Raw genomic sequence first — 21,509 nt, forward strand, 5'->3', positions numbered from 1 at the left:
CGGTCAGCGGGTTTCGCCGTCGGCGCGGCGGCGGGCCACCAGGTGCAGCCGGTCGCCGGTGAGTCCGGTGCCCACGGCGGCCCCGGCGTGCCACGCCGGGTCGGTACGCGGGCCGGGGGTGTCGAAGAGGGCCGGTACGTCGAAGCCGGCGGTGTCCAGCAGGTGTCGCAGCTCCATCGGGAAGAGCAGCCGCCAGGCAGAGGTCTGCACCAGGGGTTGCGGGCAACCCGGCCAGGTCCACGTCCGCCTCCGTCGCAGCAACTGCTCACAGTGGTCGATCCACAACAGAGTGTGCGATGTGTACGGCGTGCCGCGCCAGTGCACCGTCCGGGTCCGTTCCCCGTCGAGCAGGTCGGTGCCGCCGCCGAGGAAGTACGCCCCGTTGCGCATCTCGGCCACGAGCAGCCCACCCGGGGTCAGGTGCGCGTGGCAGCGGGCCAGGAAGGCGGTCAGGTCGGCGTTGGTGTGGCAGTACAGCAGGGCGCTGTCCAGGCAGGTGATCACGTCGAAGGGGCCGGGGAGGGCGTACCCGCGCATGTCGGCGGCGACGAACCGGACGCCCGGGTGGCGGTCCCGGGCGTACGCGAGCATCCGCTCCGACACGTCGATGCCGGTGACCGCCCAGCCCGACCCGGCGAGGTGCCCGGCGTCGCGTCCGGTGCCACACCCCACGTCGAGCAGCCGTCGGCCGGACCCCGGGGCGTACCTGTCGACCAGGTCGGCGACGAACCGGGCGGCCCGGTGCTCCGGGTCGGGGAACTGTGCCTCGTACAGCTCAGGGTTGTCGGTGAGCAGGTTCGCCGAGACGACCGTCGGTCCGGTCACTGCCTGACCTCCCCGGCGACGGCGGGTGCCGGTGCGGCCGGGGCCGGGCGGGGGGTGAGCCACCCGGCGCGGTGCAGCAGCCACACCGACCCCGCCGAGGCCAGGCCCAGCCCGGCGCAGAGCAGCCAGGCCACCGCCGGCACCGCAGTGGTGGTCGTCGCGTCGTCCATGGCCCGGCCCACGGCCGCCGTCCCGACCGCCGCGACCACCCCGGAGACCAGGTAGAACAACCCGAAGTAGGTGCCTGTCAACCCGCCCCTGGCGAACGCCGGGATGAGTTCCAGGACGAACGGCTGGGCGATCATCACCCCGACCGCGAGCAGCAGCGCGGCCCCCAGTACCGGAAGGAGCCGGACCGGGGCGGGGCCGGGCAGCGAGACCAGCGGCAGGAGGAAGCCGCCGCCCAGGACGGCGAGGCCCAACGCGATCGCCGGCCCCCGGGCCAGGTGCCGCTGCAAAGCGGCGGTGACAGGCACCTGCCAGGCGAGGGTCACCACCGTGGAGACCACGAAGAGCGCAGCGACCGCCCCCGGATGTCCGGTGGCCTGCTCGGCCTGCACCGGCAGCACCAGGTAGAGCTGGTTCTGGGAGGCGTACAGGGCGCTCAGGGCGAGGGTGAAGGCGATGAACCGGCGGTCGGTGACGCACTCCCGCCAGTCGCCGAGCACGCTCTGCCCGCTGGCCACCCTCGGCTGCGGCGGCAGGACCAGCACCTGGGCGACGGTGAGCACGGCGAACACCCCGGCCGCGCCGAGGGCGGCAACCCGGAAGTCGATCAGCAGTAGTGCCCCGCCGAGCAGCGGCCCGACCAGGGACCCGGCGCTGGCGAACACGTTGAACAGGGCGAACCCCTCGGCCCGCCGCTCCGGGGCGGCCTGCGCCAGGTAGGCCCGGACCGCCGGGTTGAACAGCGCCCCGGCCAGCCCGGACAGCACCGAGGCGGCGAGCAGCACCGGCAGGGACACCCCGACCGCGAACAACCCGAATCCCACGGTACGCAGCGCACAACCGGCGATGATCACGCCTCGGGACCCGAGCCGGTCGGCGGCGGTGCCACCGAGCAGGAACAGCCCCTGCTGACTGAGGTTGCGGACCCCGAGGATCAACCCGATCAGCGCGGCGGAGAGCCCGACGTCGTCGGCGAGGTACCCGGCCAGGAAGGGCAGCAGCAGGTAGAACCCGACGTTCACCCCGAACTGGTTGACCACCAGGAGTTGGATCGCCGTCGGGAAGCTGCGCAGCGTGCGCCAGGTCGCTGTCACCGGGTCACCCCCGCCGGGGCGACCCGACCGGTCAGCCGGGACGTGACACCGAGCCCGGGGGCGTCCCCCGGGCGCAGGACCCCGTCGTGGCCACCGATGCCGGTCCACGGGTCCTCGGCCAGCAGGAGATGGCCGTCCAGGTCGACCCAGCGGGCGTACCCGGCGAGGTGCAGCGCCGGGGCGATGCCGAGGGAACTGGCGACCAGGCAGCCGAGCATGACGTCCATCCCGTGGGCGTGGGCGGCGGCGACGATCCGGGTGGCGGCCCCGATCCCCCCGCACTTGGCCAGCTTCACGTTCACCCCGGCCACCGCACCGGCGAGCCGGGGCACGTCGGCCTCGGTGGCCGCGTCCTCGTCGGCGACCACCGGGACCGGGGTCCGGGCGGCCACCCAGGCCAGCCTGTCGACCCGACCGGCGGCGATCGGCTGCTCGACAGCGTCCAGCCGGTGCCGGGCCAGGGCCTCCAGCCGCCGGACTGCCTCCTCCGGTGTCCACCCGCCGTTCGGGTCGAGCAGGAGCCGGACGTCCGGGGCGGCGGCGCGGACCGCAGCGACCCGGTCCAGGTCGTGCGCGTCCCCGGCCTTGACCTTCAACACCCCGAACCCGGCGGCGGCCAGCCGACCGGCGGCCGTCCCCGCCTCGGCCGCAGAGACCAACCCGATTGTGTACGCGGTGCCCACCGCCCCCGGCTCCGGGGCGTCGACCAGCCGGTGCACCGGCACCCCGGTCAGCTTGCCGAGCAGGTCGTGCACTGCGGCGTCGACAGCGGCGGCGACACCGGGATGCAGGTCGGCGGTGACCGTCGGCAGGTCGGCGCGGAGCGCCTCCGGGGCGTCGTACCCGGCGACCCGGTCGACCAGCCGGGTCAGGTGGGAGTGGATCCGGTCGGTCTCCAGCCCGAGGAAACCGCTCGTCACCACCTCCCCGTGGCCGGTGTGCCCGGCGTGTCCCAGGTGCACCGCCACCGCGTCGCGCCGCGCCATGCTGGACCGGGAGATCCGCAGCGGCTCGCGTAGTACCAGCGGATACCCCGACCACCACACCGCGATCCGCCCGCTGCGCTCGCCCGTCCCCCGAGCGTCGATGATCCGCCCGCTGCGCTCGCTCATGCCGCCACCTCGCTGCGTTCGGCGGGAGTGCGGGGCGTGGACCGGAGCGGGTCGAGGACGGTGCGGCAGCGGCTCCACCGGGTCACCTCGACCGACCACGGATGCCCGATCTCCACCGGGTGTCCCCGGGTCGGGCCGAGGAGGCCGTGCCGGGCGCACCACCCGTCGTCGTAGATCGTCCCCAGGTACCGGTGTGGGCCGTCGGGGAAGATCGCCAGGACCCGGGACCCCGGCTCGGTCCGGGCCACCCAGGCGGCCACCCGGGCGGTCGCCCCGGTGCTCCACCCGCCCGTGACGAAGGCGTACCGGGCCAACCGGCGGCAGCTCTCCACCGCCTCGGCCGGCCCCACCCAGTGCACCTCGTCGAAGGCGGAGTGGTCGACGTTGCCCGGGTGGATGCTGCTGCCCAGCCCTCGCATCAGCCGGGGCCGGGCGGGCTGGCCGAACACCGTGGAGCCGACGGTGTCCACGCCCACCAGCCGCAGGTGCGGCCAGTGGCGGCGAAGCGCCCGGGCCACCCCGGCGCTGTGCCCGCCGGTGCCGACGCTGCACACCAGCACGTCCACCTCGTCGACCTGTCCGGCCACCTCGTCGGCGAGGCCCGCGTACCCGTGGGCGTTGTCCGGGTTGTGGTACTGGTTCGGCCACCACGAACCGGGCATCCCGGCCCGTACGGCGGCCAGCCGGTCCAGCCGGGCGCGCTGCCAGCCACCCACCGGGTCGGGTGCGTCGACGATCTCCAGCCGGGCCCCGTACGCCCCGAGCAGGGCCCGCATCGAGGGTTCCAGCTCCCGGTCGACGACGAGGTGCACGGGGTGGCCGAGGGCCTGCCCGGCGAAGGCGAGCCCGATCCCGAGGGTGCCGCTCGTCGACTCGACCACCGGGGCACCCGGGGTCAGCTCTCCCCGGGCACGGGCGGCGGTCAGCATGGCCACCGCCGAACGGGCCTTCATCCCGCCCGGCCCGGCACACTCCACCTTGGCCCAGAACCCGCCGTGCCGGTACGGCAGCGGTGCCTCCACGTACGTCACCGGGGTCCGGCCGACCAGGGTGAGCAGGTGCGGGGCGCTCATGCCGGCACCGTCCGGTAGCGGTGCAGTGTGGTCGGGCCGCCGTCGAGCCAGAAGAACGGGTAGGGCTCCGCCGACACGCCGGTCACCCCCGCACCGAGGAACCGGGGCAGCACCGCGCTGCCGGTCTGGGCGAAGACGACGAGGGGCTTGCCGGTGTCCCGGGCGTGTTCCAGCAGCGGCTGGAAGGTCCCGTTTCCCACCGTCATCCCGGAGACCAGCAGCGCCCCCGCCGCGTCGAGCAGCGGCATCGGGTCGCTGTGACACCGCTCGCCCCACTCGGTGACCCCGCCGACCCGGTCGCAGGGCAGGTAGCGCAGCCCTCGCCCGCGCAGCGCGGCGAGCAGGGAGTTGACCACCCCGACCACCAGGACCGTTGTCGGCGGCCGGACCCGGAGGAGGTCCACCACGGAGGCGGCCCGCGCCGTCGACTTGGCGAGCGACGTCCCGGCGGACAGGACCACCGGTTCCGCGCCGGACTCCCCGTGCGGGCGGGCCGCCATCAGGTACGCGTCCAGCGCCGCGACCCGGACCGGGGTGAGCGGGTGGGTGAGCAGGTCGGCGACGGTCGCCCCGACACAGTCGTACGCGACGTCGTCGGGCAGCTCCCCCGGCTCCACGGCGCAGGAGCCGACGGCCGCCCCGACCCGCAGACTCAGCACCTCGTTGCGGTACGCCCGGTTGCGCCCGGCGTGCCGGGCGCCCTGTCTGGTGACGAACCCGACGTCGACCCGGGTGGCCGTCGGGTCGGGGCCGAGTCGACAGGCCGACACCGCTGCCCGCAGGTCGTCCACCGACAGGTAGGGGTTCTGCCCGATCGGCGTACCCGCAGGTGTCGGACCCGTCGTCGGGTCGGCGGGTCGGGGCGTACCGGCAGTGGTCGGGGCGGTCACGCGGGGACCCCGGTCAGCTCGTCGGCGTACCGGACGTCGAGGCCGGCGACCAGGTCCTCGGCCACGTCGAGGGCACCCGGGCCGGAGGTGTCGACGGTGGTCACGTGCCCGAGGTAGCTGTTGTTGCTGCTGGCGTCGTCGGTCCGGTGTCCGGCGGGCTTGTGGGAGTGGTCGACCACCCGGGGATCGGCCGTCACCCGGTCGACCCCGGTGATCTCCGCGACCGTTCCGGCCCGGGGCGGGAGCAGGAAGGCGATGGCGGCGCTGCGTACCCCGGTGTCGGTGGGGGTGAGGTCCGGCTGTTCGCCGAGGGCGAGCTGCGCGTACGCCATCGGGATGTCGATCCCGGTGACCCGGCGGATCAGCTCGGTGATCTGGTTTCCGGCGGGCCGAGGGTTGATCTCCACGACCCGGGGACCGGCCGGTGTCAACCGCAGCTCGGTGTGGGCCACCCCGTGGTCGAGGCCGACGGCGGCGAGGGCCGCGACGGCGGTGTCGGCGGCGGCCCGGCCGACCTCAGGTGGCAGGTCGGCGGGGAAGAGGTGGCCGCTCTCCACGAACCACGGTGCCCCGGCGAGCCGTTTTCCGGTCACTCCGACCACTGTGGTGACACCGGCCGAGGTGACCGTCTCGACGCTCACCTCCGGGCCGGTGAGCAGCTCCTCCAGCAGGATCAGGGGGACCCGGGGCTGGCGACGGGCGTTGACCGGGAAGTCGGCCAGGGCGTCGAAGGCGGCCCTGAGTCCGGCGGTGTCGTCGACCCGCCGCACGTGCATCCCGGCGCAGAGGTCGACGGGCTTGACGACGAGCGGATATCCGATCTCCTCGGCGGCGGTGACCGTCTCGGCCCACCCCTGGGCCACTGCGAACTCCGGCCCCGGCACTGCGGCCCGGCGCAGCGCGGCGCGGGCCAGGTCCTTGCGGTACGCCCGTTCGACGGCCTCCGGGGCGGCGCCGGGGAGCCGGAGGTGGGCGGCGACCCGGGCGACGGTGCCCAGGTAGTAGTCGCAGGAGGTGAGGACACCGTCGAACCGGAAGGTTTCGTGCAGCCGGGACACGTGGGCCAACAGCGCCGGTACGTCGTTGGTCTCGGTGGTGAGCACGTTCTCCGCCGCCAGCAGGGGGTGGGTCGTGCCCGCAGGGGTGGTGCGCAGGTAGTGGTGCAGGTCCCGGGTCAGGAAGGTGAAGCGGTGTCCTCCTTCCCGCACGGCTCTCGGCAGCAGGGCGCTCATCGCGCCCACCCAGCTCTCCACGACCAACAGATGGCCCATCTCGTCTCCCGTCCGCCTCCCCAGGCACCCCCATCCTTATGGAAACGATTTTCGTTGGCAAGAACCTCGACGGTTTCTCGTCGGGAACGCCGGGTGGAAAAAGTCACGGCCCCCTCGGTGCGGTGAGCACCGAAGGGGCCGTGGGGAACAGCCGGTGGACCTGACGAGAGGGTCCGGCCGACCTCAGCCGGGAAGGGTGGTGGGATCGAGGAAGACGAGCTGGGCGCGCTTCTCCGGTAGGTCGATCTGCGGGCCGAGGACGAAACCGGCACCGACGAACCGGGCGACGGCCCTGGCGTTACGGGCGTCCGGCTCGGCGACGATCCGGGTCCGGCCGGGGGTGGCCAGGACGAAGTCGAGGAACACCCGCAGCAGGGTGCCGGTGAATCCGGGCTCCACCCCGTCGGTGGACGGCGGGCCGATCAGCAGGTGGATGCCGAAGTCTCCGGGCTGCACGTCGTACGCCTCGCCGACCGGGTCGTGCTCCGGCTCGTACGTCTGGAACAACGCCACCGGCACCCCGTCCCGGTGCAGCAGGTACGCGTGGTGGGTGTCCAACGAGTCCAGGTACGCGTAGATCTCGCCGACCCGTTCCCGGTCCAGGTCCCGCATCCCCCAGAACCGGGCCCGCTCCTGGACGACCCAGGAGTGGATCACGTCCAGGTCGGCGACCGGGTCGACAGGTCTGATCGTCACCCGCCCGAAGCCGGGCAGGTCCGTGCAGAGGTGCAGCCGGGCCCAGTCGGTGACCACCGGGACCAGGTCCCCGGCCACCCAGCGGGGCAGCTGGTCGCGGTGGTGCGGGTCGCCGGGGACGCCGGACGTCCCGAACGGCACCACCCACCCGCCGGCCCCCCTGTCGCCGAGGTCCCAGACGTACCGGGCCACCGGCACCCGCAGGGCGTGGTCGGTCACCCCGGGGACGCTTGAGGTGGCGAGGACGCAGTCGTGGTCACCGGAGATCCCCGGGAACCGCTCGGCCGCCACTGTCACCGGCACCCGCCACGGGTTCACCAGGTGCACGTCCCCCCACGTCACAGTCGGGTCCAGGTCGGCGGCGGCGTCGGTCAACCCCGCCCGCAGGGCACCGTCGCGGTCCAGGTCGGGCAGGCGGTCGTCGGCCAGGAGCGGAGCCAGCGCGTACCCGACCCGGGAGGTCAGCGACAGCCAGGGCCGGAAGATCTCCGGGTACGGCAGCGGCCCGGCCAGCCCGGCGAACGCGGGTCGGGCGGCGAGTCGGCGTACCACGGCGTGTCGGACGGCGGCGTACGCGGCGGCGTCGGCACTGTCGGCGTCCATCCGGCGGTCCCAGCGCAGGAGCCGGTCCCGCAGGGCGGTGGCGGCCGGGTCGAGCCCGTCGAGGGCGGCGAGCCGGGCGAGCAGGGGCTCCGCCGAGGCGAGGTACGTGTCGGTGTGGATCCCCGCCATCCGGTCGGCGGTCCACCCGGTGCCCGCGTCGAGCAGGTGCCGGATCCGGTCGGCCCGGTACGGCGGGGCGAACTCCACGCCGTACCCGGTGGCGATCCCGCGTTGGTTGGCCATCACCGCGACCCCGTCGACCTCGGCGTGCGCCATCGTGGTGTGCCAGCCCTGCCAGGCGTGTCCGGCGTCCCAGGCCGGGACGACCCGTCGTCGGTTGTCCGGGTGGCGGACCGGTACCGCCCCGGCGACCCGGTGCAGGAGCCCGCCGTCGGTGTCGGCGGCGAGGACCACGTTCACCGGTTCGGCCCAGCCGTCGAGGGCCCTGTCGACGTCGCCGACGGTCCGGGCCCGCAGCAGGGCGGGGAGTGCGTCGAAGCCCAGGTCGCCCCGGACCCGGGGTGGGTAGCGGAGGCTGACGGCGTTCGACCCGTGCCGTTCGTCGACGACGCCGTCCGGCCCACCGACGACGACCGGGCCGCGTGCCGTCTCGACGACCTCGATCCGGACCGGGTCGGCGTCGGCCACCTCGATCGTCTCGACGTGGACGTGCGCCTCGGCCCAGCCGTCCGGGCCGAGGGCCTGGACGCCGTCGCCGTCGCGCCGCAGACGTTCGGCGTACACGTCCTGGTAGTCGGCCATCGCGTTGGTGATCGCCCAGGCCACCGATCCGGCGTGCCCGAAGTGGGCGATCCCGGGGACGCCGGGCACGGCGAAGCCGACGACGTCGTACTCCGGGCAGGCGAGCCGGACCTGCTGGTAGACGTTCGGGTCCTCGCTGAGCCGGTGCGGGTCACCGGCGATCAGCGCCGCCCCGGTGGCGGTCCGCCCGGCGGCGACCAGCCAGCCGTTGCTTCCGGCACTCACCGGCCCGTCGGCGGCGAAGAGGTCGAGTGCCCCGTCGCCGAGGTGTCGGGCCACCTCCTCGCGCCACAGCTTGCTCGGGAACCCGGCGAAGAGGATGTGGTGCGACAACCACAGCGTCAGGGGGGTCCACGGCTCCCACCGCCCGGGGACGACACCGGTGGCGGCGAACTCGGGAGCCCGCGCGGCACCCTCGGCGAGCCCCGCGTTCACGCCGTCCACGTAGGCCCCCACCCAGGCGGCGGTGGCCGGGTCGAGGTCGGCGTGACACCGGCGGGCGGTGTCGACGAGGCGGGCCTGCCTGGCGAATGTGTCCCATTGCACGGCCTCGACGCCGAGGAACGCTGCGCTACTGCCCTGGGCGCGGTGTCGCTCCACTTCGAGCTGCCAGGCCCGGTCCAGCGCAGTGGCCCTTCCCTGGGCGTACGCGAGTGAGAGGTGGTCTTCGGCGCGGAGGTGGGGGACGCCCCAGGGGTCCCGGAACACCCGATCGGCGATGACAGACAGTGTGGGCTCCGGTGTGTTCGAGTGGCGAGAAGTATTGACAGGTGATTAGGTTAGGTTAACCTAAGTCGCCATCGCAGGTCGTCCCCGGTCGATCGCGAGGTGTCGCCCGGAGCAGGGCCCGGTCGATGCGTCCGGGGACGGCGCCGGGCACCGTTTGTCCACTGTAGATTGTGGAGGACCTGCCATGAGCCATCCCGGTGAGCCCGTCGAGAACGCACCGATCCATCCGGCCGACGGCCGCGAGCACCTCTTCAACGACGGGACGGTGGCGGAGTACCGGCGGGTCCTGGCAGCCGGAGTCGACAGGGTCGCCACACGGATAGCCGGCACCGACAAACCCTTCACCGGGATAACCCCGGCGCAGCTGGCCCCGCAGATCGCCGCCGTGGACCTGGACGCACCCCTCGGTGAGACGACCGCGGCCCTCGACGAACTCGACGAGCTCTACCTGCGGGACGCCGTCTACTTCCACCACCCCCGCTACCTGGCCCACCTCAACTGCCCGGTGGTGCTCCCGGCCCTGCTCGGCGAGGCCATCCTCAGCGCCGTCAACTCCTCCCTGGACACCTGGGACCAGAGCGCCGGCGGCACCCTCATCGAACGTCGCCTGATCGACTGGACGGCCGGTCGGATCGGTTTCGGCCCCACCGCCGACGGGGTCTTCACCAGCGGCGGCACCCAGTCGAACCTCCAGGCCCTGCTGATCGCCCGGGAGGAGGCCTGCGCCCGGGCCGCAGCCGACCGACCCGGGCCGGCCACCCGAGCCGACCTCCTGCCCCGGCTGCGGATCCTGGCCTCCGCCGCCGGGCACTTCAGCGTCCAGAAGGCGGCCACCCTGCTCGGACTCGCCCCGGACGCGGTGATCACCGTCGGCACCGACGCCACCCGCCGGATGGACCCCAGCGCGCTGCGCCGGGAACTCGACAGGTGCCACCAGCAGGGCCTGGTGGTGATGGCGGTGGTGGCGACCGCCGGCACCACCGACTTCGGCTCGATCGACCCCCTCCCGGCGATCGCCGACGCCTGCGCCGCCGACGGCGTACGGCTGCACGTCGACGCCGCGTACGGCTGCGGGTTGCTGGTCTCCCGGACCCGGCGGAACCTGCTCGACGGCATCGGGCGGGCCGACTCGGTGACGGTCGACTACCACAAGTCCTTCTTCCAGCCGGTCTCCGCCAGCGCCCTGCTGGTCCGCGACCGGGCCGCCCTGCGGCACGCCACCTACCACGCCGACTACCTCAACCCGGCGTGGACAGTGCAGGAGTGCATCCCCAACCAGGTCGACAAGAGCCTCCAGACCACCCGACGGTTCGACGCGCTCAAACTCTGGCTCACCCTCCGGGTCATGGGCCCGGACGCCCTCGGTGACCTCTTCGACGAGGTGCTGGACCGGGCCGCCGAGGCGTGGCGGATGCTCGACGCCGACCCGCGCTTCGAGGTGGTGACCCGCTCCCAGCTCAGCACAGTGGTCTTCCGGTGGCTGCCCGACACCGGCGAGGGGGAACCCGTCGACGACGCCGACCACGACCTCGCCGACGCCGCCAACAGGTTCGCCCGGGAGGCCCTCGCCTCCTCCGGTGCGGGAATGGTCGCCGGGACCGTCGTCGACGGCCGGCAGTACCTCAAGTTCACGGTGCTCAACCCGGAGACCACCGGGGCGGACGTCGCCTACGTGTTGGACCTGCTCGCCGGGCACGCCCGCCGGTACGCCCGACAGCAGCGTGCCGCCACCCTCACCTGCCACGTCTGAGATGACCCGCCCCTCGCGTCTGGAGCACCCCATGTCCACCCACGACTTCGTCGCCATCGGGCTCGGCCCGTACAACCTGGGCCTGGCCTGTCTCACCGAACCCCTCGACGACCTCGACGGGGTGTTCCTGGAGGCCCGGCCGGACTTCGACTGGCACCCCGGGATGCTGCTTGCCGGAACCCGCCTCCAGACCCCCTTCCTGGCCGACCTGGTCACCCTCGCCGACCCCACCTCGCCCTACTCGTTCCTGGCCTACCTCAAGGAGCAGGGTCGGCTGTACCCGTACTACATCCGGGAGAGCTTCTTCCCGCTGCGTACCGAGTACAACGACTACTGCCGGTGGGCGGCCGGGAAGCTCCCGCACCTGCGCTTCGGCCACCAGGTCACCGACGTGCGGTACGACGACGCCGACGAGACCTACACGGTGACCGCCACGGTGACGGCGACCGGTGGACAGGCCACGTTCACCGCCCGGCACCTGGTCCTCGGCACCGGCACCCCGCCGTACCTGCCGCCGTCCTGCCGGGACCTCGACGGGGACGTGGTGCACAGCTCGGCGTACCTGTCCCACCGGGAGGCGTTGCGGGCCCGGCGCAGCGTGACGGTGGTCGGGAGCGGGCAGAGCGCTGCGGAGATCTACCACGACCTGCTCACCGACCAGGACGCCCACGGCTACCAGCTGACCTGGGTGACCCGGTCGCCCCGGTTCTTCCCGCTGGAGTACACCAAGCTGACCCTGGAGATGACCTCGCCGGACTACGTGGACTACTTCCACGGTCTGCCCGAGCCCACCCGGTACCGGCTGGAGAGCGAACAGAAGAACCTGTTCAAGGGGATCAACTCGGATCTGATCAACGACATCTACGACCTGCTCTACGCCCGCAGCATCGCCGGGCCCGTCGACACCCGGCTGCTCACCAACACCGAGGTCACCAGCGCCGTCCACGGCGACGGCCGGTACACCCTGGGCCTGCGCCAGGTGGAACAGGGCCGTGACTTCACAGTGGACACCGAGGGGCTGGTCCTGGCCACCGGCTACCACTACCAGGTTCCCGAGTTCCTGGCCGGGATCACCGACCGGCTCCGGTTCGACTCGCACGGCCGCTTCGACGTGGCCCGCAACTACAGCGTCGACCAGACCGGCCGGGGCGTCTTCCTCCAGAACGGTGGCACCCACACGCACAGCGTCACCTCACCCGACCTGGGGATGGGGCCGTACCGGAACTCGTCGATCATCCGGGACCTGCTCGGGCGGGAGCACTACCCGATCGAGAAGAACATCGCCTTCCAGGAGTTCGGCGCCCCGTCCGGGGAGGCGTCGTGACCGCCGGGGCGACGGTGTTCCGGCACACCGACCCCCGGCTCGGTGAGTTCGCACTGCGTACCCTCGACCCGGTGGGGGACGCCGTGCTGCTGCACCGGTGGGTGACCCACCCGAAGGCCGCGTACTGGCTGATGCAGGAGGCCGACCTCGACGCCGTCGTCACCGAGTACCAGCGGATCGCCGACCACCCGCACCACGAGGCGTACCTCGGGCTGTGGCGGGGGCGACCGACCTTCCTCGCCGAGCGGTACGACCCGGCGCACGTGGAGCTGGTCGGCCGCTACGACAGGCAGGAGGGAGACGTGGGGATGCACTTCCTCTGCGCCCCGACCGACCAGCCGGTCCCCGGGTTCACCCGGGCGGTGATCACCACGGTGATGACCTGGCTCTTCGCCGACCCCTCGGTGCGCCGGGTGGTGGTCGAGCCGGACGTCGACAACAAGGCTGTCCAGGCCCTCAACGCCGCCGTCGGGTTCACCGTCGTCGGAACCGTCACCCTGCCCACCAAGGAAGCCCTGCTCAGTACCGCCACCCGGGCGGCCTTCACGGCCGCCGTCGGGCAGAAGGGAGTACCGGCGTGAACCCGGTCGAGGCCGTCGCCCACCTGACCCCCCAACACTGGGCCACCGCGAACCGGCACCTGGTCCGCAAGGCGCTCGCCGAGTTCGCCCACGAACGCCTGATCGTCCCCACCCCGGTCGCCGCCGCCGACCCCGACCCCGACCTCGGCCCTCGGTGGTACGAGGTCCGCAGCGACGACGCCACAGTCACCTACCGGTTCACCGCCCGGCTGCTCGCCCTGGAGCACTGGCAGATCGACCTGGCGAGCCTCACCCGGCACCGCGACGGCGTCGAACTGCCGCTGGACGCCGTCGAGTTCTGCACCGAGCTGCGCGGCGCGCTCGGCCTCACCGACGAGATCCTCCCGGTCTACCTGGAGGAGATCAGCGCCACCCTGGCCGGTGGGGCGTTCAAGCAGCACAAGCCGGCAGTGGACGCGTCGGCCCTGGCGCGGGCCGACTTCCAGAGCATCGAGTCGGGGATGACCGAGGGGCACCCCTGCTTCGTGGCGAACAACGGCCGACTCGGGTACGGCAGCCACGACCAGCACCGGTACGCGCCGGAGGCCGCCCAGCCGGTACGCCTGATCTGGCTGGCCGCCCACCGTGACCACTCGGTCTTCACCTGCTCGACCGAGCTCGACCATTCCACCTTCCTGCGACAGGAACTCGGCGAGGAGACCCTCAAGCACTTCGCCGGGACCCTGGCCGACCTCGGCCTGGACCTCGACGACCACCACCTCATCCCGGTGCACCCCTGGCAGTGGTTCCACAAGCTGTCGGTGACCTTCGCCGGTGAGGTGGCCCGACGGCACCTTGTCTGTCTCGGTGAGGGGCCCGACGAGTACCTGCCGCAGCAGTCGGTGCGGACCTTCTTCAACGCCACCAACCCGCACCGGGACTACGTCAAGACGGCCCTGTCGGTGCTGAACATGGGGTTCATGCGGGGGCTCTCGGCTGCGTACATGGAGGCCACCCCGGCGATCAACGACTGGCTCGCCGACCTGATCGCCGCCGACGAGGTGTTCCGGTCCACCGGTTTGACCATCCTGCGGGAACGGGCCGCCGTCGGCTACCGCAACAGGCAGTACGAGGCGGCCACCGACAGGTACTCCCCGTACCGCAAGATGCTGGCGGCGCTCTGGCGGGAGAGCCCGGTGCCCGGCCTGGAGCCGGGGCAGCGGCTGGCCACGATGGCCTCCCTGCTGCACACCGACCGGGCGGGCGGGTCCCTGACGGCGGCGCTGATCGAGGAGTCCGGACTGCCGGCGGCCGACTGGCTGCGGCGCTACCTGGACGCGTACCTGACTCCGCTCCTGCACGCCTTCTACGCCCACGACCTGGCCTTCATGCCGCACGGCGAGAACGTCATCCTGGTGCTGGACGGCGGGGTGGTGCAGCGGGTGATCTTCAAGGACATCGCCGAGGAGATCGTCGTCTTCGACCCCGATGTCGAGCTGCCACCCCTGGTCGGCCGGATCCAGGTCCGGGTCCCGGAGGAGGAGCGGCTGCTGTCGATCTTCACCGACGTCTTCGACTGCTTCCTGCGGCACCTCAACGCGGTCCTCACCGAGGCCGGTGTGCTCGCCGAGGACGAGTTCTGGCGGACCGTCGCCGAGTGCGCCGCCGCCTACCGGGACCGGGTGCCCCACCTGGCCGACCGGCTGACCCGCTACGACCTGTTCACCGAGGAGTTCGCGCTCTCCTGCCTCAACCGGCTCCAGCTGCGCAACAACCGGCAGATGGTTGACCTGGCCGACCCGTCGGCCGCCCTGCAACTTGTCGGTTCCCTCGCCAACCCCATCGCACCGCACCGCCCCCGGTGACCCGGTGGGGCCGCCCCGGATGGCCGGGGTGGCCCCACCGGTCAGGGGGTCGGTCTGTCGGCGCGGCGCGGAAACGTCGCCCAGATGTGCTTGGTGGTCGCTGTGGCGTACCAGCCCACGTCGAGGGAGAGCTGACGGGCCAGGAGAAGACCCCGTCCGCCGGATTCGGCAGGGCGGGTGTCTGCCAACTCCGGGACCGTGCCCAGGTCGTGGTCGGCCACGTCCAGCAGGAGACACTCGTCGGCGCTGAAGAGCGTGACGATCGTCGGCGGCAGCCCGTGCCGCAGGGCGTTGGTGGCGAGTTCGGTCGCCACCAACGCCATCTGCTCGGGGACGTCGTCCAGTTTCTCCCCGTCGAGGAGCTGGTTGCCGGTCAGCGTGCGGTGCAGGGAGGCGCGTAGTTCACGAAGCTCCGCCCCGGTCGTCAGTCGCCACTGGTGCACCTCGACGGCCTTCACCATCGGTGCGGAAAAATGGAGCGTGCCCATGTCGATCAATTACCCTGACCAGCCGGAATCCATGCCTGTCGGCAGCAGGTCGGTCAGGAATGCGACACCCCGCGACCGCCGCGTCGGGGTCGGTCAGGGGAGCGGCTTGCCGCCTGTGACACCGAGCACCTCACCGGTGATGTAACTGGACTCCTGCGAGGCGAAGAAGACGTACGCCGGGGCCAGTTCCGCCGGTTGACCGGCCCGGCCCAGCGGGGTGTCGCCGCCGAACGACTCGACCTTCTCCTCCGGCATGGTGGCCGGGATCAACGGGGTCCAGATCGGACCCGGTGCCACGCAGTTGACCCGGATACCCCGGTCCGCCAGGTTCTCCGCCAGCGCCTTCGTGAAGTTGACGATCCCCGCCTTGGTGGTGGCGTAGTCCAACAGCTGGAACGAGGGCTGGTACGCCTGGATCGAGGCGGTGTTGATGACCACCGACCCCTCGCCCATGTGCGGTACGGCCGCCTTGGTCAGCCAGAACATCGCGTACAGGTTGGTCTTGAGCACCCTGTCGAACTGCTCGGTGTCGATGTCGAGGATGCCGCCCTCCTGGGCCATCTGGTACGCGGCGTTGTTGACCAGGATGTCCACGCCGCCGAGTTCGGCGACAGCCCGCTTGACCACGTCCTGGCAGTGCCCCTCGTCGCGGATGTCACCGACCACCGGCACCGCCGTCCGTCCGGCCTCGGTGATCAGCCGTGCCGTCTCCCGGGCGTCCTCCTCCTCTTCGGGCAGATAGGTGAAGAGGACGTCGGCGCCCTCCCGGGCGTACGCGATGGCGACCGCCCGGCCGATCCCGGAGTCCCCGCCGGTGAGTACGGCCCGCTTGCCGGTGAGCCGACCGCTGCCCCGGTAGCTCTGCTCCCCGTGGTCGGGGGTGTCGGGCATCTTGCCCGTCTGGCCCGGCGGGGACTGCTGCCCGCCGGTCTGCTCGTCCGGGGAGCGGAACTGGTCCTTGGGATCCTGCTGCTGAAACTGGTTGTGAGCCATTTCATCCCTCCGCGAGAAAGTTGCCCGTCCGTGCTGGGAAAACTTCCCCGTCGGGACCGGATCAATCAGGTTGGGAGGAAGGTTCCGTCCGGCATTGCGGGGGCGGGTCGCCACTCCCACCGACGGATGGGAGGCGGATTCCGCGTCAAAACGGGAATAGTCTGAGTGAGGCACCGCAACCGTTCGCCTTCGACGATCGTCTTCCTGGGTGAGGACGACCACTGCTCAGGAAGAGAGCATGACCATCACAGCCAACGAGCCCAAGGTGAGTGTCGTGGTGCCGGCCTACAACCCCGGGCCGTACATCGAGAAATTGATCATTTCGCTACAGCGCCAGTCCATGCCTCGGGACCAGTTCGAGGTCCTGTTCGTCGACGACGGGTCCACCGACGAGACCCCGGCCCGCCTCGACGAGCTGGTCGCCACCGAACCGAACATGCGGGTCCTGCACATCGATAACTCGGGCTGGCCGTCGCGCCCCCGCAACCTCGGCGTCGACCAGGCCCGGGGCGAGTACGTCTTCTTCGCCGACGACGACGACTGGTTCGGCGACGAGGCCCTGGAACGTCTTCACGCCTGCGCCCACGAGTACGACGCCGACATGGTCATCGGCAAGATGGTCGGCCACGGACGGGGGGTGCCCCGGGAGCTGTTCCGCAGGAACCGGTTCGACGCGACCCTGGAGAACGCCCCCCTGATCGACAGCATGACCTGTCACAAGCTGTTCCGACGGTCGATGCTGCTGGACAACGACATCCGTTTCCCGGAGGGGCGACGTCGGCTCGAAGACCACGTCATGGTGGTCAGGTCGTACTTCGTCGCCCGCCGGATCTGCGTACTCGCCGACTACGCCTGCTACCACCACTTCCGGCGGCCCGACGCGGGGAACGTCACCGCCACCCGGCTCGATCCGGAGGGCTACTACACCAACCTCCGTGAGGCGCTCGACGTCGTCGACAGGTACACCCGACCCGGACCGCTGCGCGACAAACTGCACCGCCGCTGGCTGCGCAACGAAATGGTCAACAGGCTCGCCGGGAAGGCGCTGCTGGAGGCCCCCGAGGAGTGGACGGAGAAGGTTGCCCACCAGGTCCGGAACATCATCCGGGACCGTTTCGCGCCCGGCGTCGCCGCCGGGCTGCCACCTCGCCAGCGGGTGGTGGCGTACCTCGCCGAGCAGGGCCGCCTCGGCGACCTGCGGGCCCTGGCCGAGTGGGAGACGGGCATCCGCGCCACCGCCACCCTGGACCGACGCGACCTGGACGGGACGGTCCTCACCGTCGAGGTCTCCGGTGGGCTGGTCTCCGGTGAACAACCAGTCACCTTCGTCCACGACGAGGGCCGGGACCTGCTGACCCTCCCGGTGCCCGAGGTCGACGCGGACCGGGCCGACGCCACCGCCCAGGTCGCCGCGGCGAAGATGGATCTCGTCGCCCTCCGCAAGGAGACCAGCGAGGAGGTCTTCCTGCCCGTCGAGTCACGCACCGAGCGGATCCCCGCGCCGGACGGCCCACCCGGGGCGTTCCACCTCGTCCACCGCAGCACCACCCGGATCGACTTCGCCACCCTCAACGGTGGGCGGACCGAGGGGACCTGGGTGCTCAAGGCCCGGATCCACAACTGTGGGTGGACCCTCGACACCCGGCTGCCGAAGCCGGTGAAGGTGCCGGCCGACGGGGTCGCTCCGACGCCCCCCACACCGCCCGCGCCCCCCAGGGTCCCCTTGCAGGCCCGGATCGGACGCCGGATCCGCCGACTCCTCGGGGTGGGCACCGGCTGACCACGGCCCGCCCCGGTCGTCGGCCGAGGCGGACCCGGGTCAGCCGACGGGTGCGTGGCGGAGGCGGGCCGGTCAGCCGGCGTGGACGTGGGGGCGACGGGACCGGTCCGGCTCCTGGCGACGCAGGATCTCCCGGGTCACGTACGCCACCTCGCCCCGGCCGACGACCAGGTAGCGCAGCAGGTTCGCCAGCGGCCCCTGCTCGGTCCAGGAGAAGTAGACGTGGGGGCGGCGGCCGGTCCGGTCCCGCAGGTGCAGCAGCAGCGCCGCCAACGCACTCGGCACCGAGGTGCTCTCCACCGCCAGCACCCGGTACCCGGCTCCGACCGTCCCGTCCTCACCCGTCCCGTCCTCACCCGTCCTGTCCCCGACCGTCCCGTCCCCGACCGTCCTGCCCCGGACCGGGAGGCTGGTCTCGAAGTCCGACGGGTCGGTGACCCGTACCTCGACGAAGATCAGGTCGGCGTCGCCGGGAATCTCGTGGTCCGCCCGGGTCTCGGCCGTCTTCTCCCGGTACGCCTCGGGCCGCCGGTCCGCCACCGGGTGCGCCACCAGCCGGATCCGCCCCCGACGGGCGGCCTCGTCGACGATCCGCCGAGCCTCCGGGTCCAGGTCGACGGCGTCCACCCGCAGCTCGAAGGCGCGGGACAACCGGGACAGCAGGGAGATCAGCAGCATCCCGGTGATGAAACACGCAGCGATCTTCACACCGTCCGGGCGCTGCACCACGTTCGCCCCGGTGGTGTAGACGAAGACCGCAGTGATCAGGGCGAAGGCGAACCGGCGGCCGGTCTGCCGACGTCGGTGCGCCGACAGGGTCACCGCCGTCGCCGCCGACGTGATCAGGACCAGCACCCCTGTCGCGTACGCCCCACCCTGGGCGTCGACGCTGGCACCGAAGACGATCGTGATCAGGAAGGCCACCGCCGTGAAGACGAGGACCAGGGGCCGGACCGCCCGGGACCAGGTGGGCGCCATCCCGTACCGGGGCAGGTAACGGGGGACGAGGTTCAGCAACCCGGCCATCGCCGACGCCCCGGCGAACCACAGGATGGCGATGGTGGAGACGTCGTAGACGGTCCCGAACACCTGCCCCAGGTTCTCGTGCGCCAGGTAGGCCAGGGCCCGCCCGTTGGCCGCCCCACCCGGCCGGAACTCCTCCGCCGGGATCAGGAGGGTGGTGACGACGCTGCTGGTCACCAGGAAGACGCTCATCACGACGGCGGCGGTGGTGAGCAGCCGACGGGCCGCCCGGATCCGCCCCACCGGGCGGGCCTCCGGCTCGCCGGGCGTACCCCGGATGTGGGGCATGACCGCCACCCCCGTCTCGAAGCCCGACAACCCCAACGCCAGCTTGGGGAAGACCAGGAGCGCCACCGCGACCATCAACAGCGGATCACCGTGCTGCCGGGTCAACGCTGCCGACCAGTCGGCGAACACACCGGGATGGGTGGCCACCCGCCGCAACGCGTCGCCGATCACCACGACGTTCACAGTCAGGTACACCCCGACCAGGACCACTGCGACCCCGATCGCCTCACTGAACCCCATGAGGAAGACCGCCCCCAGCAGCGCCACCAGCACCAGGGTCACCACCACTTCGTGACCCTTCAACGCTGTCGGCCAGAACGGGTTCTCGTCCAGGTGGGCGGTGGCGTCCGCCGCCGACAGGGTGATGGTGATGATGAAGTCGGTCGCCGCGAACCCGAGCAGGACCAGCACGAACAGCTTGCCCTGCCAGTACGAGAGCAACCGGACCAGCATGGCGATCGACCCCTCGCCGTGCGGGCTCTCCACCGCCACCCGCCGGTACACGGGCAACGCCCCGAGCAGGGTCACCAGGACCAGGACCAGGGTGGCCACCGGGGAGAGCGCCCCGGCGGCCAGCGCCGCGATCCCAGGCTGGTATCCCAGGGTGGAGAAGTAGTCCACCCCGGTCAGGCACATCACCCGCCACCAGGGGTGACGGCGGGTCTGCGGCGCGGCCGCCAACGGGCCGGGATGGCGCGCGGGACCCACATCCGGTGGGGTGAGCAGCCAGGCGCGCAGCGACCGGAGCCGACGGGGAGCCGTCGGGATCCGCGAACCCGCACCCATCCGCTGCCCCCGTCGTACCGGCCCGGTCACCGTGAGTATGCGCCGGATGTCGCCACCCGATCCGCCGATGCGGGGAGAATCAGCAGGTGGGTGGGGTGCCGAGCCGGTGGCAGCCGTCTCGTTCGCGGGAGGTTCGCGGACTGTTCGCCGGTGGTTCGCGGGAGGGAGACGGTGATGACCGAGCCGTCGACCGGTGGATTCGGGCGCTGGCTCGACGAACACGGAACCCACCCGCTCTTCGCCGACCCACCCGAGCCCGGGGGACTCGTCGACAGCGCCGTCTACACCTCCGGTCGGCGACAGGCCTCCCCGGCCAGCCTCGCCGAGACGTACCGGTGTCTTCAGGAGCGGGACGGCTCGATGGCCTGGATCGGGCTCTACCGGCCGGACGAGGTGCAGGTCGCCTCGCTGGCCCGGGAGTTCCAGCTGCACGAACTGGCCGCCGAGGACGCCGTCAACGCCCACCAACGGCCCAAGCTCGAACGGTACGGAGACACCCGGTTCGTGGTCCTCCTGGCCGCCCGCTACGTCGACAGACGGGAGGTGGTCGAGTTCAGCGAACTGCACCTCTTCCTCGGCCCCCGGTTCGTCATCACCATGCGGCACGGTGAGGCCCCCGACCTGGTGGCGGTACGACGCCGACTGGAGTCCGACCCGCAGATGCTGGCCCGGGGGCCGGCGGCGGTGCTCTACGCGGTGCTCGACCAGGTGGTCGACGGGTACGCCCCGGTGGTCGCCGGGCTGGAGAACGACATCGACGAGATCGAGACCGAGGTGTTCGGCGGCGACCCCAACGCCAGCCGCCGCATCTACCAGCTGACCCGGGAGGTGATCGAGTTCCAGCGGGCCGCCCGCCCCCTCCTCGGGATGCTGGACGGGCTGGTCACCGGGGGTGCGCCGGACGGGGCCGACGAGGAGGTACGGCAGCGACTGCGGGACGTCTTCGACCACCTGACCCAGGTGGTGGAACGGGTCGACGGGTTCCGGCACCTGTTGCAGAACATCCTGACCGTGAACTCGACACTGGTGTCCCAACAGCAGAACGAGGAGATGCGCAGCCTCACCGCGGCGAGCTACGAACAGAATGAGGAGATCAAGAAGATCTCCGCCTGGGCGGCGATCCTCTTCGCCCCCACCCTGATCGGCACCGTCTACGGGATGAACTTCGACCTCATGCCCGAACTGCACTGGCCACTGGGCTACCCGTTGGCGCTGCTGCTGATGGCACTGGTCTGCGGCAGTCTCTATCTGATCTTCAAGCGACGGGGGTGGTTGTGACGGGCAGGTGAATTCCGCTACGGCGGTGGACGAGTCGACGCGAAGGCGGGTTAAGCTTTCGCGCGGCGCACTCGCCATCGGTGCGGGTCGGTGTGTGTGGGACGACGCGAGGGGAGGTGGTCACGCCATGAGTAGCGAACCTCCGAGTACCAACTCGACGACCACCGCCGCCCCCGCGAGCACCCCCGAC

The 21,509-nt window shown here is 71.9% G+C and carries 16 protein-coding genes and 1 pseudogene; 6 read left to right on the top strand and 11 right to left on the bottom strand.

The features are described 5' to 3' along the window. Window positions 1-3 precede the first annotated feature (3 nt). The 8 genes and pseudogenes from ABT336_RS04685 to ABT336_RS04720 all read right to left on the bottom strand — a co-directional run. The gene (locus tag ABT336_RS04685) at window positions 4-825 is read right to left on the bottom strand and encodes a class I SAM-dependent methyltransferase (protein ID WP_350895134.1); all 822 of its coding nucleotides are present in this window, start codon (window positions 823-825) and stop codon (window positions 4-6) included. After that, window positions 822-2,087 (bottom strand): MFS transporter, encoded by a 1,266-nt coding sequence (locus ABT336_RS04690; RefSeq protein ID WP_350895135.1) that lies wholly within the window; start codon window positions 2,085-2,087, stop codon window positions 822-824. The genes ABT336_RS04685 and ABT336_RS04690 overlap by 4 nt, the downstream gene beginning before the upstream one ends. Continuing rightward, complete coding sequence (locus tag ABT336_RS04695; protein ID WP_350895136.1) at window positions 2,084-3,199, bottom strand: enolase C-terminal domain-like protein; 1,116 nt, start codon at window positions 3,197-3,199, stop codon at window positions 2,084-2,086. The genes ABT336_RS04690 and ABT336_RS04695 overlap by 4 nt, the downstream gene beginning before the upstream one ends. Next, on the bottom strand, window positions 3,196-4,272 hold the full coding sequence (locus tag ABT336_RS04700) for a PLP-dependent cysteine synthase family protein (protein WP_350895137.1): 1,077 nt from the start codon (window positions 4,270-4,272) through the stop codon (window positions 3,196-3,198). Before ABT336_RS04700 ends, ABT336_RS04695 begins: the two co-directional genes overlap by 4 nt. After that, window positions 4,269-5,162: a hypothetical protein gene (locus ABT336_RS04705; RefSeq protein WP_350895138.1), complete on the bottom strand. Its 894-nt coding sequence runs from the start codon at window positions 5,160-5,162 to the stop codon at window positions 4,269-4,271. Before ABT336_RS04705 ends, ABT336_RS04700 begins: the two co-directional genes overlap by 4 nt. Beyond that, entirely contained in the window at window positions 5,159-6,433 is a 1,275-nt protein-coding gene (locus tag ABT336_RS04710; RefSeq protein ID WP_350895139.1) for an ATP-grasp domain-containing protein, read from the bottom strand. The genes ABT336_RS04705 and ABT336_RS04710 overlap by 4 nt, the downstream gene beginning before the upstream one ends. Window positions 6,434-6,616: 183 nt before the next feature. Further along, entirely contained in the window at window positions 6,617-7,165 is a 549-nt protein-coding gene (locus ABT336_RS04715; RefSeq protein WP_350895172.1) for a GNAT family N-acetyltransferase, read from the bottom strand. Further along, window positions 7,163-9,214, bottom strand: a pseudogene (locus ABT336_RS04720) (penicillin acylase family protein); the annotation flags it as partial. The gene ABT336_RS04715 and the pseudogene ABT336_RS04720, both read right to left, overlap by 3 nt. Window positions 9,215-9,407: 193 nt before the next feature. Between ABT336_RS04720 and ABT336_RS04725 the strand changes: the two are divergent. From ABT336_RS04725 to ABT336_RS04740, 4 genes are read left to right on the top strand one after another with little or no spacing between them, the layout of a single operon-like run. Continuing rightward, on the top strand, window positions 9,408-10,973 hold the full coding sequence (locus ABT336_RS04725; RefSeq protein WP_350895140.1) for a pyridoxal phosphate-dependent decarboxylase family protein: 1,566 nt from the start codon (window positions 9,408-9,410) through the stop codon (window positions 10,971-10,973). Between the two features lie 31 nt (window positions 10,974-11,004). Continuing rightward, window positions 11,005-12,297: a lysine N(6)-hydroxylase/L-ornithine N(5)-oxygenase family protein gene (locus tag ABT336_RS04730; RefSeq protein WP_350895141.1), complete on the top strand. Its 1,293-nt coding sequence runs from the start codon at window positions 11,005-11,007 to the stop codon at window positions 12,295-12,297. Continuing rightward, window positions 12,294-12,878, top strand: coding sequence for a GNAT family N-acetyltransferase (locus tag ABT336_RS04735; RefSeq protein WP_350895142.1), 585 nt, complete (start codon window positions 12,294-12,296; stop codon window positions 12,876-12,878). The genes ABT336_RS04730 and ABT336_RS04735 overlap by 4 nt, the downstream gene beginning before the upstream one ends. Then, a complete protein-coding gene (locus ABT336_RS04740) occupies window positions 12,875-14,683 on the top strand; it encodes an IucA/IucC family protein (RefSeq protein WP_350895143.1) in 1,809 nt (602 codons plus the stop codon). Before ABT336_RS04735 ends, ABT336_RS04740 begins: the two co-directional genes overlap by 4 nt. A 41-nt stretch (window positions 14,684-14,724) precedes the next feature. Here the strand turns inward: ABT336_RS04740 and ABT336_RS04745 are convergent, their stop codons facing one another. Continuing rightward, entirely contained in the window at window positions 14,725-15,144 is a 420-nt protein-coding gene (locus tag ABT336_RS04745; RefSeq protein WP_350895144.1) for an ATP-binding protein, read from the bottom strand. A 120-nt stretch (window positions 15,145-15,264) separates the two neighbouring features. Then, window positions 15,265-16,164 carry an SDR family oxidoreductase gene (locus tag ABT336_RS04750; protein WP_350895145.1) on the bottom strand — a complete coding sequence of 300 codons (900 nt, stop codon included), beginning with the start codon at window positions 16,162-16,164 and terminating at the stop codon, window positions 15,265-15,267. 238 nt (window positions 16,165-16,402) lie between these two features. Here ABT336_RS04750 and ABT336_RS04755 point away from each other — a divergent pair, with 238 nt between their 5' ends. Continuing rightward, the gene (locus ABT336_RS04755; RefSeq protein ID WP_350895146.1) at window positions 16,403-17,944 is read left to right on the top strand and encodes a glycosyltransferase family 2 protein; all 1,542 of its coding nucleotides are present in this window, start codon (window positions 16,403-16,405) and stop codon (window positions 17,942-17,944) included. Window positions 17,945-18,016: 72 nt separating this feature from the next. Here the strand turns inward: ABT336_RS04755 and ABT336_RS04760 are convergent, their stop codons facing one another. Continuing rightward, window positions 18,017-20,071 (bottom strand): APC family permease, encoded by a 2,055-nt coding sequence (locus ABT336_RS04760; RefSeq protein ID WP_350895147.1) that lies wholly within the window; start codon window positions 20,069-20,071, stop codon window positions 18,017-18,019. 144 nt (window positions 20,072-20,215) lie between these two features. Here ABT336_RS04760 and ABT336_RS04765 point away from each other — a divergent pair, with 144 nt between their 5' ends. Continuing rightward, window positions 20,216-21,319, top strand: a complete 1,104-nt coding sequence (locus ABT336_RS04765; RefSeq protein ID WP_350895148.1) for a magnesium and cobalt transport protein CorA — start codon at window positions 20,216-20,218, stop codon at window positions 21,317-21,319. Window positions 21,320-21,509: the final 190 nt, after the last annotated feature.

The organism is Micromonospora sp. NPDC000207, from assembly GCF_040300925.1.
Classification (GTDB): domain Bacteria; phylum Actinomycetota; class Actinomycetes; order Mycobacteriales; family Micromonosporaceae; genus Micromonospora.